10 protein-coding genes and 1 tRNA gene are annotated in these 15,160 nt (G+C 67.7%); 9 read left to right on the top strand and 2 right to left on the bottom strand.

Annotated elements, in window-relative coordinates; all coding sequences use genetic code 11:
- Positions 1-292: 292 nt before the first annotated feature.
- The 4 genes from pstC to KF833_21335 are packed head-to-tail and all read left to right on the top strand — an operon-like array spanning position 293 to position 3,719.
- Positions 293-1,171: a phosphate ABC transporter permease subunit PstC gene (gene pstC, locus KF833_21350; protein MBX3747861.1), complete on the top strand. Its 879-nt coding sequence runs from the start codon at positions 293-295 to the stop codon at positions 1,169-1,171.
- A complete protein-coding gene (locus tag KF833_21345; GenBank protein MBX3747860.1) occupies positions 1,155-2,006 on the top strand; it encodes an ABC transporter permease subunit in 852 nt (283 codons plus the stop codon). The genes pstC and KF833_21345 overlap by 17 nt, the downstream gene beginning before the upstream one ends.
- Positions 1,999-2,781 (top strand): ATP-binding cassette domain-containing protein, encoded by a 783-nt coding sequence (locus KF833_21340; GenBank protein MBX3747859.1) that lies wholly within the window; start codon positions 1,999-2,001, stop codon positions 2,779-2,781. The genes KF833_21345 and KF833_21340 overlap by 8 nt, the downstream gene beginning before the upstream one ends.
- Positions 2,782-2,798: 17 nt before the next feature.
- On the top strand, positions 2,799-3,719 hold the full coding sequence (locus KF833_21335) for a sulfurtransferase (GenBank protein ID MBX3747858.1): 921 nt from the start codon (positions 2,799-2,801) through the stop codon (positions 3,717-3,719).
- A gap of 134 nt (positions 3,720-3,853) precedes the next feature.
- On the opposite strand, the gene KF833_21330 is transcribed toward KF833_21335, so the two are convergent.
- On the bottom strand, positions 3,854-5,887 hold the full coding sequence (locus KF833_21330) for a nitrate- and nitrite sensing domain-containing protein (protein MBX3747857.1): 2,034 nt from the start codon (positions 5,885-5,887) through the stop codon (positions 3,854-3,856).
- A gap of 542 nt (positions 5,888-6,429) precedes the next feature.
- On the opposite strand from KF833_21330, the gene KF833_21325 reads away from it, so the two are divergent.
- The 4 genes from KF833_21325 (at position 6,430) to KF833_21310 (ending at position 8,036) form a co-directional block, all read left to right on the top strand.
- Positions 6,430-6,517: transfer RNA gene (locus tag KF833_21325), tRNA-Leu, on the top strand.
- A gap of 11 nt (positions 6,518-6,528) precedes the next feature.
- Positions 6,529-6,906 (top strand): VOC family protein, encoded by a 378-nt coding sequence (locus KF833_21320; protein ID MBX3747856.1) that lies wholly within the window; start codon positions 6,529-6,531, stop codon positions 6,904-6,906.
- Between the two features lie 248 nt (positions 6,907-7,154).
- Positions 7,155-7,565: a hypothetical protein gene (locus KF833_21315; protein MBX3747855.1), complete on the top strand. Its 411-nt coding sequence runs from the start codon at positions 7,155-7,157 to the stop codon at positions 7,563-7,565.
- Between the two features lie 21 nt (positions 7,566-7,586).
- Positions 7,587-8,036 carry a VOC family protein gene (locus KF833_21310; GenBank protein ID MBX3747854.1) on the top strand — a complete coding sequence of 150 codons (450 nt, stop codon included), beginning with the start codon at positions 7,587-7,589 and terminating at the stop codon, positions 8,034-8,036.
- Between the two features lie 177 nt (positions 8,037-8,213).
- Here the strand turns inward: KF833_21310 and KF833_21305 are convergent, their stop codons facing one another.
- Complete coding sequence (locus KF833_21305) at positions 8,214-9,614, bottom strand: Gfo/Idh/MocA family oxidoreductase (GenBank protein ID MBX3747853.1); 1,401 nt, start codon at positions 9,612-9,614, stop codon at positions 8,214-8,216.
- Between the two features lie 295 nt (positions 9,615-9,909).
- Here KF833_21305 and KF833_21300 point away from each other — a divergent pair, with 295 nt between their 5' ends.
- Positions 9,910-15,126, top strand: coding sequence for a S8 family serine peptidase (locus KF833_21300; GenBank protein ID MBX3747852.1), 5,217 nt, complete (start codon positions 9,910-9,912; stop codon positions 15,124-15,126).
- The last annotated feature ends 34 nt before the right edge of the window (positions 15,127-15,160 follow it).

Raw genomic sequence — 15,160 nt, 5'->3', positions numbered from 1 at the left:
CCCAACCCTCCGGAGGGACAAGCTCCGCGAGTCCTCATCCCATCGCTCCATTCCCCCGCAGCCTCGTGGAACTCGGCCCTCCGATTTCACAACCCAGCTTCACCTTCGGAGGGACGAGCTCCGCGAGTCCTCATCCCATCGCTTCATTCCCCTGCGGCCTCGTGGAACTCGGCCCTCCGATCCCACAACGCCGCGTTCCCAGAACCCGCCCCTCCAACGTCACCGCTCCGTCCGCATCCGCCTTGTGATTCCCCTCGCCCCACGGCATCCCCGTCCCCGATGGAGCTGGACCATGTCGGCCAGCCTCGCCTGCACCCTTCTGGCCGTCGGCTTCGCGCTCGCCCTGCTCGGCCTGTTCCTTTGGGAAACGGTCCCCGTCCTGCGCCATTCCGGTTGGGGCTATCTCACCGACGCCCGCTGGTTCCATCGGCAGCAGGAATTCGGCGCGGCCGCCATGATCTACGGCACCCTCGCCGTCTCGGCCGTCGCCTTGGCGCTGGCCGTCCCCATCGGTCTTGGAACCGCCCTCTTCCTGGCCGAAATCGCCCCTTCCCGCTCCCGGATGCCCCTCAAGGCAGCCCTCGAACTCCTCGCCGGAATCCCCTCGGTCGTCTATGGCCTGCTCGGGATCCTCTTCCTGCGGGAATGGGTCGTCCGTCTCCTCGCCCCGTTCGACCCCCTCAGCGGGGACACCCTCCTCACCGCAGGGATCCTTCTCGCGGTGATGATCCTCCCGACCTTCGCCACCCTGGCGGACGACGCCCTGCGTGCGGTCCCCGCCGCCCACCGCCGCGCCGCCCGGGCCCTCGGCCTCACCCGTGCCGAAACCATCCTGCGGGTCTGCCTTCCCGAGGCCCGCCGTGGCATCGTCGCCGCCGTGCTGCTCGCGCTCGGCCGCGCCTTCGGCGAGGGCATCGCGGTCTTCCTCGTCGTCGGCCGCCAGGACAACCAATGGCCGGCCTCCCTCCTCTCCCTTCGTCCCCTCACCGAAGCAGGACAGACGCTCGGCAGCAAACTGGTCGGCGCCGAGGTCCATCTTGCCTACGGCGACCCGCTCCACTGGGCCGCCATGATGGGCCTTGGCCTCATCACCCTCCTGCTCGTCACCGTCCTCACCCTCCTCGCCACCCGCCTCCTGCGGCCCTCCTCCCACCATGCGCCGCGCCCTTGACCGCACCCTCACCTGGGGCACCGCCCTATGCGCCTTCATCGCCCTTGGCATCCTCGCCTTTCTCATCCTTGCCATCGTCACCCGCGGTCTCCCCGCATTCTCCTGGTCCTTCCTTTCCGAACCCATGCAGCGGGCCGGCGCCGCCGGTGGCGTCCGGCACAACATTCTCGGCACGCTCATTCTCCTCGTCACCGCCCTCGCCGTCTGCACGCCCATCGCCACCGGCCTCGCCCTCACCCAGGCGGTCTATCTGCGCCGTGAATCCGCCCGCCGCCGCCTTACCACCTTCCTCTCACTGCTCAATGCCGTGCCTTCGATCCTCTTCGGTCTCTTCGGACTCCTGGTGTTCGTCCACTTCCTCGGCTGGGGAAAATCCTGGCTGATCGGAGGCCTCCTCCTCGGTCTCATGATGCTCCCCACCGTGGCCGTCTCCCTTGCCACCCGCATCCAGGCCCTGCCCCAGGCCAGGATCGATTCCGCCGCCGCACTCGGACTCCGCCCCTCCCAAGTGGTCCGCTCGGTCATCCTCCCGCAATGCATCGGCGGTCTCCTCACCGGTTCCCTCCTCGGACTCGCCCGCGCCGCCGGCGAGACGGCCCCCATCCTGTTCACAGCCACCGTCTTCGCCGGAGCCACACTCCCCAACGGCATCCGCGACAACCCGGTTCTCACCCTGCCCTACCACATCTTCGTCCTGGCCCAGGACACCTACAATCCCGATGCCGCCGCCCGCGTCTGGACCGCGGCTCTCGTCCTTCTGGCCATCGTCGCCAGCCTCAGCCTCGTCACCCTTCCCGCCCGGCTCCGGGCCCATGAGGAGGCCCGTCATGACTGACCCCACCCCCGCCCCTGCGGTGATCGAAACGCGCAGACTTCACGTCCGGGCCGGCGATCGCGTCGTCCTTCGCGACATTCAAGTGCGCCTCGGCGAACGGGAAATCCTGGCCATCCTCGGTCCTTCCGGCGCCGGCAAAAGCACCCTCCTCCGCTGCCTCAACCGCCTCATCGACCTCACCCCGACCCTCCAAGTCGAGGGGGAAATCCTCTGGCGTGGCCGCCCGGTCCGGGACCCATCCCTCGACGTCAACCACCTCAGGGCCCGCCTGGGCATGATCTTCCAGCAACCCGTCGTCTTCCCGACCACAATCCGCCGCAATGTCCTCTTCGGACGCCGCCATCTCGTCCGACTTTCCCGCGCCGACGCCGCCTACTGGCTCGAACGCGCCCTCCAGGAAGCCCACCTCTGGAACGAGGTAAAGGACCGCCTCGACGACTCCGCCCTCCACCTTTCCGTCGGACAGCAACAGCGCCTCTGCCTCGCCCGCACCCTCGCGGTCGAACCCGAGGTCCTCCTCCTCGACGAACCCACCAGCGCCCTCGATCCCGCCTCGACCGACGCCATCGAATCCCTGATCCGTCACCTCCGGCAAACCCGCGCCATCCTCCTCGTCACCCACAACCATCCCCAGGCCCGGCGCCTCGCCGACCGCATCGCCCTCCTCGAACCCCGCGACGGCGCCGGCGAACTCACCCTGGTCCACTCCGTTCCCCCGGACCCCGACGACACCCCCGTTCCCTTCCAACTCCACTCCAACCCAACCGAAGACTGAATCGAATCCCCCCTCCCATGCACCCACACCGATCCATCCCCATCTGCGCTCCGCTGGCGCTATCCATCTCCGCCCTGCTCCTTGCCGCCCGGGCCCCAGCGCAGATCGGCCTCATCTCCCCGCAAGAGGTCCACACCCTCATTCACCACGCCGATCCCGGATCCCGCCCCCTCGTCCTCGACACCCGCGGCGGCTACAAGGACTACATCCGCGCCCACCTCCCCACCGCCCACCACATCAACTTCGACACCCTGCGCGGCACCGACCGCGGCGTGCCGGTCCAGTATCTCCCCGACGACCTGACCCGCCATCTCCTGGTCCGGGCCGGGGTCGATCGCAACCGCACCCATGTGCTCTACGCCGAAGGCGGCACCGGCGACGAAATCCTCAGCGCCTCCATGGTCGCCCATGTCCTCGAAAAGTTCGGCGTCCGCGACATCCGCATCCTCGACGGCGGCTGGCCCGACTACCGCGCCCGTTTCGCCACCACCCAGGACTACCCCGACACCCCGCGCGGACGCCTTCCCGCCCGCATGAACCGCGGCATCGCCGTCAGCGTGCACGAGGTGATGTCCCTCAAGGATCGTCCCGGTGTCGTCCTGGTGGACGCCCGCCCGGCGCTCGAGTTCCGCGGCGAGGACGACCTCTGGCCCCGCCAAGGCCACATTCCCGGCGCCATCCATTTCCACTGGGCCCGCGTCATGACCGACGCCAACACCCACAAGTTCCGACCGCCCTCCGAGATGGCGCCCGAACTCGAAGCCGCAGGGCTCACCCCGGACAAGGACATCCTTGTCTATTGCGGGACCTCCCGGGAAGGCAGCCTGCTGCGGTTCTACCTCAAGCACCTTGCCGGCTATCCGAACGTCAGGCTCTACGAAGGCTCCTGGAAGGAGTACGCCGCCATGAAGCACCTCCCCGTCGCCACCGGGCCTTGAACCACCAGGTCCGGCCCTCATTGCGGGGCGCCCATCACCGGGCCTCCGCGAACCATGCCCCGGAACGCCGATGGCCCCCTCGCACCACGTGATGCGAAGGGGCCATGCAATGTCCCGGCCGACGCGCCAGGACCTCAGAAATCCCTGAAGTCACCGTCCATCGGCAACTCCGAACGCCGTGCCCCGGAACCCGGCACCAAAGCCGCGGAAGCGGCGGTCGCACCGGTGCGAACGGCAGGTGCCGCGGCGATCGACGCCCGTCTCACCGGCGGATTCGCCGGCGCTCCGGCCGCCATGCGATTCGATCCAGGCCGGGCCGCGGATTGCGGTTTGGCCCCATGGATCGTTCGATGTTCCTCCCGGGAAGGTGCTTTCGGTTCCGATGTTCCGGCCGGCGCTCCTCCGCCGTGAATTCCGACAAGGCGGTTCAATTCCGTCACCGCCTGCCGGAGCGTCTCCGCCTGGGCGCTCAGTTCCTCCGCGGCGCTGGCGCTCTCCTCCGCGCTGGCCGCATTGGCCTGGGTCACCCGGTCCATCTGACTGACCGCCGTGCTGACCTGGGCGATGCCCTGGTTCTGCTCCTGGGAGGCGCCGGCAATCTGCCCGATCAATTCGTCCACCTGCCGCGCCTTGCGCACGATCTCCTGGAATCCGTCGGCCACCTTGCTGCTGATCCGCACGCCCCGCTCGCTCTTCTCGATCGAGTCCTCGATGCGCTGGGCGGTCTCCTTTGCCGCCTGCGCGCTCCGTTGCGCGAGCGTCCGCACTTCGTCCGCGACCACCGCGAATCCCTGTCCCGCATCCCCCGCCCGCGCCGCCTCCACCGCCGCATTCAGGGCGAGGATGTTGGTCTGGAAGGCGATCTCGTCGATGGTCTTGATGATCTTCGCAATGTTGTCGCTCGAAACCTTGATGGCATCCATCGCCCCGCTCATCTCGGTCATGTCCTGCGCCCCCGTCTCCGCCGCCAGCCGCGTCTCGTTCGACAACGTCTGCGCGCCCCTGGCGTGATCCGCCGTCCGCCGGGTCATGCTCGACATCTCCTCCAGCGAAGCCCCGGTCTCCTCGAGCGATGCCGCCTGCTCGCTGGCCCCCTCCGCCAGGGACTGGCTCGCCGTCGCCACCTGGGCGGACGCGGCCGTCACCTGGTCCGATCCGGTGGTCAGTTCCACGATCACCCGCCGCAGCGGCGCCGTAATGGACCGGATGATCGCCACGCCCAGCGCCACGGTCAGGCCCACGATCGCCAGCGTCGCCGCAGCAAACATCAGGAAGGCGTTGCGGGCTTGCCTCCGCAGCACCACGCCTTGATTTCGATAGTCCGCAGCCAACCGGTTCTCGATCCCCTTCATCAGGTCGATCTTTTCCGTGATGGCGTCGTACCACACGTGCGGGGTCACGCCGAAGCCCCCCTCCTGCGCCTTCGCCAACGCGCCCTCCCGCATCGCCGACACCGTCTCGACGATCGGGGCCCGCATGGTGTCGGCGTAGAACTGCCGCTGTTCCCCGGTCGAAAAGCTCAGTGCCTGGGTCAGGTACGTCTCCTGCACCGCCAGAATCCGGCTGATCCGCGCAAACGCGTCCCCGGTAAACCGGTCCTCGCTGAACACCGTGGCCATCACCGCCCGCTCAATCCCGGTCTGCTCCTTTCCCTTCAGAAAATCGACATAGGCGAACATCCCCCGCGCCACCTGCGGGTCCTCCACCGAAAGGGCCACCGCCATGGCCAGGTCCAGCAGTGTCGCAATGGTTTCCGTGAAATACCGTGTGGACTCCGCCCCGGTGATCCGAAACGCCGAAATCTCCCCACGCCGGCCCGCCAGCCGGCCCAGCGCCTCCCGACCCGCCGTCAGACCCTCGTCGAACACCCGCCCGAGGTTCAGTCCTGACACCGCCTCGGCGCGCTGCTGAAACGTGCTCAACTCCACATCGCTCGCCCGGCGCTGCGTGATCAGCTCCTCGGCGAACCGGGCCCCCCGGCTCCCGACGAACACCGCCGATCGTCCCCGCTCCTTCTGGAGTTCGTGAACCAGGTCCCCGACCTGCTGCAGGACGCCCGATTGCACCTCCAACCGCGCGTAACTCCGCTCGGTCTGCCACTTCTCCCACGCCCCACGCCCGCCGAAGAACGCGAGTCCCAGCACTGGCAACGCCAGCAAAAGTATCAATTTCGCTCTCAATGTTTGAACCTTCATGATCATCGCTCGCTACCAGGTTGGATTGTACACCCACCACCCCACGTTCCGTTGCCAGAGCGCCCGTCACATGGGGCCTCGGGCCAAAAACCGAGGCTTATCATCGGCATGAACCCGGCTCCCTTGAGCCTCCTTTCGATCCCAGTGCCCCGGCCCCCTCGATTCAGCGGAACGGGTCAGGGCTCCTCCATGAGCCGGAAGAACCGGTGCGGCGATACGTCGCCGTGGTCCGGCTGCGGCGAAGTCGAAAGGCCCGTCCGGATTGCCGGATTCCGGTTCAGAGTCGAGGCGCCAGCGACCGAGGGATTGCAGGGCCGGGTTGAAGTCCACCTGCCGAACCGCGGCGTTCCACAGCCCGCGCACCCGCTGCTTGCGGCCATCGAAGGCCGGGAGGTAGCGTGCCCCCCGCCGTGAAGGCCGCAACGCGTGGCCACGTGTTTCGTTCCGCCGGATGCCCTGCGCCCTACGCAGGCAATCGGAACACGATGACGTTCGACCCACGGCAACTCAACGACGCCGATGTGGTGAAATGGCAGACACAGGGGACTTAAAATCCCCTGGCCGGAAACGGCCGTGCGGGTTCAAGTCCCGCCATCGGCACCATCCCCCCCTCCATGAAAATCACCGAAATCGCCTTCTCCTGCTACCCGGTCACCGACATGGCCCGCGCCCGGCGCTTCTACGAGGAGATCCTCGGGCTGTCCCCCTCTTCGTCCGTCGGAGAACCGGGAGGCATGCAATGGACCGAGTACGACATCGCCGGTGGCACCCTCTCCCTCGGCGCCGGCGCACCCGAGTGGAACCCGACCTCCTCCGGTTGCAGTGTGGGCCTCGAAGTGGACGACTTCGACGCCGCCATCGCCCACCTGCGCCGCCACGGCGTCCCCTTCCACATGGAACCTTTCGCCACCCCCGTCTGTCGCATGGCCTTCGTTCTCGATCCCGATGGCAATGCCCTCTGCATCCACAAGCGCAATGCGGGTCACGCCTGAGCGCCCCGCTGCGCCGCGACTCATCCGCCCCGGACCGGGCCACCGTTCCCCCAAGCAGCCACCCCCCCCTTTATGCGAAGGCTCCACGGTCCAGGAGCCATGCACCGTTTACTGGCATTACGCAGACCCACAATCCGCCCACTGGGAAACCCTGCACTTTATTGTCCCAACGGCTGCCGGCCATTCGTTGCCTTGTCGAACCGGGGCAATTCATGTTGCCTCCCAAATAGAAATCGAACCGACCTCCCATGAGCACCCCATCCCATCACGGCCACATGCTGATCTTCCGCGGCACCGACTGGTACCAGGGCCTTTCGCCCGAACAAATGCAGCAGGTCTTCGACCAGTGGATGACCTGGTTCAACCGCCTGAAGGACGAAGGCATCGCCCTCGCCGGCAATCCCCTCGAACCTGTCGGCAAGATCGTCGCCGGCCGGAACCGGGTCGTCTCCGACGGTCCCTTCGCCGAGTCGAAGGAATCCATCGGCGGATACTTCCTGCTCAACGTCGCGACCCTGGACGAGGCGGTGGCCATCGCCAAGGACTGCCCGGGCCTTCCCCACGGCATCCGCGTTGAAGTCCGCCCCGTCGCTCCGCAATGCCCCATCGCCGATGAAATCGGCGTCCGCTCCCAACACGCCTCCCTTGCCCACGCCTGAACTCCGTTCCTCACCCATCCCATGAACCTGCCCCTCATCCAACCCTACCTGTTCTTCAACGGCCGCTGCGAGGAGGCCGTCGAGTTCTACAAGAAGGCCCTCGGTGCCCGAGTGGAAATGCTGATGCGCTTCCGCGAAAGCCCGGAAGCCCCGCCCCCCGGCACCACCCCTCCGGGATGGGAAGACAAGGTCATGCACGCCTCATTCCACATCGGCGGAAGCCTCGTCATGGCCTCGGACGGTTGCGGACCCGAGAGCGCCTCCTTCTCAGGCTTCTCGCTGTCCCTGGCCGTCGCCTCCGAAGCCGACGCGGACCGCGCCTTCGCCGCCCTCGCCGAAGGCGGTCAGGTCACCATGCCCCTCGGGAAGACCTTCTGGTCCCCGCGCTTCGGCATGCTCACCGACCGCTTCGGCGTCGGCTGGATGATCAACACCCTGCCGGCCGCCCAGCACCCTCCGGATAAGACCTGACCGGACTCGGTGCATCCCTGCGTTATGGGCGGGGTGCGAACTCCGCCAAGCGGCGCTTCGGAGGGCCGAGTTCCACGAGGCCGCAACGGTGTGGAGCGATGGATTGAGGACTCGCAGAGCTCGTCCCTCCGATTCGCTGCCTCCTCACCCACAACTCCGGGATGAACGGGACCGGACTCAGTACTCGCGGTCCCGCTTCCGGCCGGGTTCCGGAATCGGATAATTCCCGTCCTCGCCTGGGAGCAGCGGCGCCGGGGAGTCCGCGGTCAGCTTGTCGAGGTCGGGCGCGAACTCGTGGGTTGAGTTGAGGATCTGGTCGTAGGTCACTTCCTGACCCGTGTGGGCCGCCATGCGCCCCATCGACGACACCAGACTCGCCTCCACTCCGCGCGCCACCTCGTTGTACGGCTGGTCGTTCCGGATCGCCTCCATGAGGTCGTCCCACTCGAGCTGGTACGGGTTCGGCTCCGGCTGCGGGAAGGCCCAGATCAGGTCCGGATTGTTCCGCGCCATGGTGATGTTCTGCGTCCGGAAGGTGCGCACCCGACCCGGCGAGTGGCTCCCTCCCGAGATCACGGCCGATCCCTTCGCCCCATGCGCATAGCTGCTGAAGTCGTCCCGGCACCCGGACATCGTCCGCCCATAGAAGAAGAACTTCGACCCGTCAGCGAAGGTGTATTCCACCGTGTAATTGTCGAAGTTCTGGTCGATGGCGTCCCCCCGGTAATGCCGCCCGCCGTTGGCCTGCGCCCGCACCGGCCATGACCCCTTCATCCAGCAGCACTCGTCCACCTGGTGGATGTAGAAGTCGCTGTACAACCCGCCGCTGGCCCACAGGAAACTGTGGAACCGCTGGATCTGGTACATCATGTGCGACAGGTCGTCCGGCTTCGGCCCCGAGAAGGCGTACCCGACCGGACCGTGCATCCGGTAGGCCCGGAGCGTGATCAGGTCCCCGATCTCCCCGTCGTCCAGCCGCTGCTTCAATTGCTGGCGCCCCCGGCAGTGCCGGACCATCAGGCCCACGCCCACCTTCAGGTTCTTCCGCGACGCCTCCTCCCCGAGCTGCAACATCCTGCGCGAAGTCGGCCCGTCCACGGTCACGGGCTTCTCCATGAACACATTCACGCCCTTCTGAATGGCGTACTGGAAGTGCACCCAGCGGTAGGCCGGCGGCGTCGTGAAGATCGCCACGTCCCCCGGCTTCAAGGTGTCGATGGCCTGCTTGTAGGCGTCCAGGCCGATGAACATGTGGTCCCGCGGCACCGCCACCTTGCTCTCGTGCGCCCGCCTCAACGCCTGGTACGAGTTGTTCAGCCGGTTCTCGAACACATCCGCCATCGCCGTCAGCTCCATCGGACCGCCCTTCACATTCAACGCGTCATTGGCCGCCCCCGTGCCCCGTCCCCCGCACCCGATCAACGCCACCCGCACCGTGCTGCTGTCCGCCGCATGAACGTAGGGAAGCTTCACGCCGGCCAGGGCCGACACCCCCACCGCAGCGCCGGTGGTCTTCAGAAAACTGCGACGGGACGACTCGGTCGAACGCGGCGCCCGATCAGGGACGGGAGATTGCATGCCCCGATCCTGCCGAGCCTCCCCCTCCGCCGGCAATCCCGGAAGTCGCCCCCCGCCGTCATCCCGGTGCATCCCGAAGTTGTGGGTGAGGAGGCAGCGAATCGGAGGGACGAGCTCCGCGAGCCCCCAACCCAACGCGCCACCCCCTTGCGGCCTCGTGGAACTCAGCCTTCCGAAGCAACGCTTCGCGAAGTTCGCGCCTCAACCCACAACTCCAGGAGGCACCGCCCTCATCCTTCCGAATCCCGGGTTTCCATCACCTTGTCGGTTGGTCCCGACGCGACTACCGTGCCGCGTGGTTCCAGTCTCCTCCCTGCGCCTCGTCGCCCTGATTGTCCTGACCGTTCTTGCGGCCGTCACCGACACCCTTGCCGCCGAGACCAAGGCGATCCGGCTGCGCAACGAAACCATCGTCACCCCGCCCCAGGCGCGCCCCCTCGCCCCGCAACGTGCCGAAGCCCCGGCCTCCGGTCTCTTCCTCATCCAGTTCGATCGCCCCCCGTCCCAGGCGCTCCGTGCCGAACTCGCCGACCGCGGCGCCCACCTGCTCCGGTACATCCCCGACGACGCCTTCATCGCCCGCCTCCACCAGGCGCCCCTCCACGAACTCCGCGCCCTCCCCGGCGTCCGCTGGATCGGCGAATACCGCCCGGACCACAAGGTGGCCGCCATCCTCCGCCGCTGGGCCGCCCTCGGTTCCGACCTCGACATCCGCCTCGCCGTCGCCCCCGACGTTCCACCCGCTGAACTCATCGCCCTCCGCAAACAACTCCAGCGCCTCGAACGCGAATCCGCTTCCACCTTCGGACGCATCCTCCAGGGCCGCGTCTCCCCCACCCAACTCGCCCTGATCGCCCGCTCCCCGGTCGTCCTCTGGATCGAACCCGCCCCCAGAATGCGCCTCTTCGACGCCATCTCCTCCAAGATCGTCGGCGGCGGTTCCTACGAAACCGGCGAACCCGGCGATGACTTCCCGTTCCCGGGCGACTGGGACGACGACTTCGGCTTCGCCCCCAATGCCTCCCCGCGTCCCCGTCAGCACAGCCTGCCCAATTCCCAACACCTCACCCTCACCCAGCAGCTCGGCTTCGACGGCTCCGGCGTCGTGGTGGCCGTGCCCGACAGCGGACTCGACCTCGGCGACCCCGACCTGATCCATCCCGACCTCGCCGGACGCGCCGATGCCTTCTTCTTCTATGGCTCGCTCGAGGACGCCTCCGACGAGCACGGGCACGGCACCCACGTTGCCGGCATCATCGCCGGAAGCGGCGCCACCGGCGAGACCGACGCCTACGGCAATCTCTACGGTCTCGGTGTCGCCCCGGGCGCCCGCATCGTCGCCCAGCGCATGTTCGATGGCATCGGCAACTACGAACCCCCGCCCTCCTTCGAAACCCTCACCCGCGATGCCGTCCGGGCCGGCGCCGACATCGGCTCCAACAGTTGGGGCGACACCACCTACGGCCGCTACGACCTCACCGCGGCCGAGTTCGACGCCCTGGTCCGCGACGCCGATGCCCTCGCCGCCGGGGATCAACCCTTCATCCTCGAGTTCTCCGCCGGCAATTCCGGTCCCGGCACCCAGACCATCGGCACCCCCGCCGTCGCCAAGAACGTCATCGCCACCGGCGCCTCCCAGAACGACCGCTACGGCTTCTACATCTTCGAAGACGGCCCCGAGGCCATGGCCGACTTCTCCAGCCGCGGACCCTGCGAGGATGGCCGCATCAAGCCCGACGTCGTCGCCCCCGGCACCTGGATCGCCTCGCTCCAGTCCGGCGCCGCCACCGGCGAAAACGCCTGGGCCCCGATCTCCCCCAACTACCAGTTCCAGGGCGGCACCAGCCAGTCCGGTCCCCACGTCTCCGGCGCCGCCGCCGTCTTCGTCCAGTACTGGCGCGAAACCCGCAACGGTCTCACCCCCTCACCAGCCCTCGTCAAAGCCGCCCTCATCAATTCCTCCGTGGACCTCGACGACGGCTGGGGCACCCGCTCCATTCCCAACATGGACGAAGGCTGGGGCCGCGTGACCCTCACCAACCTCATCGGTTCCTCGCGCCACTTCGACTTCATCGACCAGTCCGTCGCCCTCACCAACGGTCAGGTCTTCGAACGTCGCATCCTCGTCGGCAACCCCCGTGTCCCCCTCAAGATCACCCTCACCTACACGGATGTCCCGGCCCTTCCCGCCGCCCTCCAGGCCCTCGTCAACGACCTCGACCTCGAAGTCGAGGCCCCCGACGGAACGTGGTTCCGAGGCAATGCCTTCGACGCCGGCGAATCCATCCCCAACGCCTTCGCCGCCGACTCCATCAACAACGTCGAAGGCGTCCATCTCGCCAACCCCATGGCCGGCGAATACATCGTCCGTATCCGCGGTTCCCGGGTCGTCGAGGACGTCTTCCGCCGCGCCAACGCCGAACCCCTCCAGGATTTCGCCCTGGTGATCACCGGGGATCTGCCCCTCCCGGGTCATGGCATCATCGCCCTCCACCGCCCCGCCTACACCGTCCCCGACACCCTCCAGCTCCGCCTCATCGACGCCGACCTCCGCGGAGACTCGTCCGTCGAGGTCCGCGTGGTCAGCGACACCGAACCCCTCGGCGAAGCCGTCCTCCTCCTCGCCTCCGGCAATGCCGGCCTCTTCACCGGAGCCGTCGCCACCGCCACCGGCCCCGCCATCCCCGATGGCCGCCTCCAGATCGCCCACGGCGACACCATCGAGGCCATCTACCTCGACGCCTCCCCCGAAGCCCGCCGCACCTCAGACGCCCTCGCCGACCTCCTCCCGCCCAACCTGACCGGCGTCGCCGACGCCACCCGCTTCGGACGCCTCAACATCACCTGGGAAACCGACGAACCCGCCAACGCCATCGTCGAGTTCGGCGCCACCCCCGCCCTCGGTTCCTTCGTCACCAACCGCGCCTTCGTCACCTCCCATCGCGTGGTCCTCGACGGCTTCGCCCCGGAACAATCCGTGTACTACCGCGTCCGGTCCCGCGACGCCGCCGGCAACGAGGGTCTCGCCGACGCCGCCGGCATTCCCTTTGAAACGAGCCTCGCCGCCTCCGCCCGCATCCTCGTCATCGACCAGTACGACCCCACCTTCACCTTCTTCAACCTCCCCCTCTTCGCCTACACCTCCGCGCTCGATGACCTCGGCCTCGACTACGAGGTGTGGGACGTCGCCAACGAGGAACGCACCCCGGACTTCGAGGATCTGCGCGGCTACTCCATCGTGATGTGGCGCCTCAGCGAGTTCTTCCCCGCCCTCACCGTCTCCGGCATCCGCGCCCTCCGCGAATACGTCGATGCCGGCGGCGGCCTCTTCGTCTCCTCCATGGAACTCCTCAGCCGCCTCGACGAGGCCGGCATGGACAACTTCCGGCGCCAGGTCCTCCGGGTCGAATCCTACGACGTCGATCCCGGCATCGACGGCATCTACGGCAACGACAACCTCTCCATGACCAGCGAGATCGAAACCGAACTCGATTTCTCCGAGTTCCCCGACCTCATCATCATCCCTTCGGACCTCTCCGACACCTTCCGCGCCACCACCAACGCCACCCCCATCCTCTTCGATGCCTGGACCGGCCGCACCGTCGGCGTCCGTCACCCCGCCACCGCCACCGGCACCGATTCCGCCTCCGGCCGTGTGGTCTTCTTCTCCTTCCCCCTCGAGGCCATCCCCGACTTCGGCGACGCGCCCAACACCCGCGCCGGCATCCTTTACCGCGTCCTCAGCTTCCTCGCCCCGGGCGTCGTGGACCGCGCCGTCCTCGAACTCGACCGCGAACAATACACCCTGCCCGCCCTCGTCACGGTCGAGGTCTCCGATCCCGACCTCGCCGGCCAGACATCCCTCGAAGTCTCCGCCCAAACCCCGCTCGAATCCGTCCCGCACACCCTCGAACTCCTCGCCACCCCGCGGCCGGGCCTCTTCCGCGGCACCTTCCGGCTCGTTCCCGAAACCACCCCGCCCGCCGCCGGACTCCTCCGGGCCCGCAATGGCGACCGCCTCGAGGTCTCCTACCGCGATGCCCGCCCCCAACAGACCCTCACCGTCCGGGCCACCATCGACACCGAACCGCCGGAGATCGCCGACATCGAGATCGAACCCGACTACACCGAGGCCATCGTCCGCTGGACCACTTCGGAACCCACCGACGGCCTCGTCCGCTACCGCGATGTCGCCTTCCCTTCCAACCTGACCGCCTACCACCCCGATTACACGTTCGTCCACGAACTCCGGCTCGTCGGCCTCGAACCGGACCGCGACTACACCTTCGAGATCGTCTGTCGCGACCCAGCCGGCAATGTCCGCACCGACAACAAACAGGGCCAGTTCCATCGCTTCCGCACCCGCAAACCCCTCACCCCGCCCTTCATCGACAATCTCGACGCCGGCGGAGGCGAATGGACGGTCGCCAGCTCCGACCTCGGTGCCGAGGTCCTCTCCATCTTCATCACCTCCACCTGGGAACTCGGCCGCCCCAACAACGAACTCGCCACCAGCGCCTGGTCCGGCCTCCACTGCTGGGGCACCAACCTCCGCGGCCTCCCCAACGAACTCGCCGACACCTCCCTCATCAGTCCCGCCATCCTCCTCACCGGCGGCAATCGCGCCACCCTCCGCTTCACCCACAATTACGACTTCTACCCCCGCTCGGACTTCGGCGACATCCTCGAGGTCGGCGGCCTCTACGCCACCACCAACAACGGCGCCATCTGGACCCCCCTCCGCCAGTACAGCACCGCCTCCGACGGCTGGGAACAGGTCGAGGTGGACCTCAGCCCCTTCCTCGGTCACATCGTCCGTCTCGGCTGGGCCTACGGCCTTCTCGCCATCGACTCCGTCCCCCACCCCGGCTGGCTCGTCGATGACATCGCCGTCACCGTCTCCAGTTACGTCCCCGCCACCCTCATCCTCTCCAACAACCTCCACCAGGCCGCCGTCACCCTCCGCGGCCCCATCAACCGCATCGAACGCGGCCGCCTCGTCACCCTCACCAACGCGCCGCCCGGCGAATACCTCTTCGAGTTCGGCAGCGTTCCCTACTACGAAACACCCCTCGCCCAATCCCACCTCCTCTCCGAGGGCTCCACCCTCCTCGTCGCCGGCCACTACACCTTCCCCGATATCAATTCCAACGGCATCAGCGATCTCTGGGAACAACACTTCTTCGGCGAAATCGCCCCCGGACACCGCCCCGAGGACGACCGCGACCTCGACGGCTTCAGCGACCTCGCCGAGTTCCTGGCCGGCACCAACCCCACCAACGCCACCTCGCGCCTTCGCCTCCATCCCCCCCAGGCCACCGTCACCGGCGACGTCCTCCTCCGCTGGGATTCCGCCGCGGGCGTCGGCTACCGCGTCCAGGGAAGCCCCGATGCCCTCGCCTGGACTCCCGTCACCGACTGGATCCGCGGCACCGGCACCGCCACCACGGCCATCGTCCCCAACCCCGCCACGGACCTTCCCTACCTCTTCCGCATCGAAGCCCACCCCTGAACCCACGCCGCACCCCACATTCGCATCCTCCCCT

It is taken from the genome of Verrucomicrobiia bacterium, from assembly GCA_019634625.1.
In the GTDB taxonomy this organism is placed as follows: domain Bacteria; phylum Verrucomicrobiota; class Verrucomicrobiia; order Limisphaerales; family CAIMTB01; genus CAIMTB01.
Note: the sequence above shows the minus strand (reverse complement) of the source record. Positions and strands in the feature narration are given on the sequence as shown.

Excerpts from the sequence above, each read along its gene's own strand:
- KF833_21345 (MBX3747860.1), top strand. The coding sequence starts at position 1,155 with ATGCGCCGCGCCCTTGACCGCACCCTCACCTGGGGCACCGCCCTATGC.
- KF833_21310 (MBX3747854.1), top strand. The coding sequence starts at position 7,587 with ATGAACCTGCCCCTCATCCAACCCTACCTGTTCTTCAACGGCCGCTGC.
- KF833_21335 (MBX3747858.1), top strand. The coding sequence starts at position 2,799 with ATGCACCCACACCGATCCATCCCCATCTGCGCTCCGCTGGCGCTATCC.
- KF833_21320 (MBX3747856.1), top strand. The coding sequence starts at position 6,529 with ATGAAAATCACCGAAATCGCCTTCTCCTGCTACCCGGTCACCGACATG.
- KF833_21340 (MBX3747859.1), top strand. The coding sequence starts at position 1,999 with ATGACTGACCCCACCCCCGCCCCTGCGGTGATCGAAACGCGCAGACTT.
- KF833_21315 (MBX3747855.1), top strand. The coding sequence starts at position 7,155 with ATGAGCACCCCATCCCATCACGGCCACATGCTGATCTTCCGCGGCACC.
- pstC (MBX3747861.1), top strand. The coding sequence starts at position 293 with ATGTCGGCCAGCCTCGCCTGCACCCTTCTGGCCGTCGGCTTCGCGCTC.
- KF833_21305 (MBX3747853.1), bottom strand. The coding sequence starts at position 9,614 with ATGCAATCTCCCGTCCCTGATCGGGCGCCGCGTTCGACCGAGTCGTCC.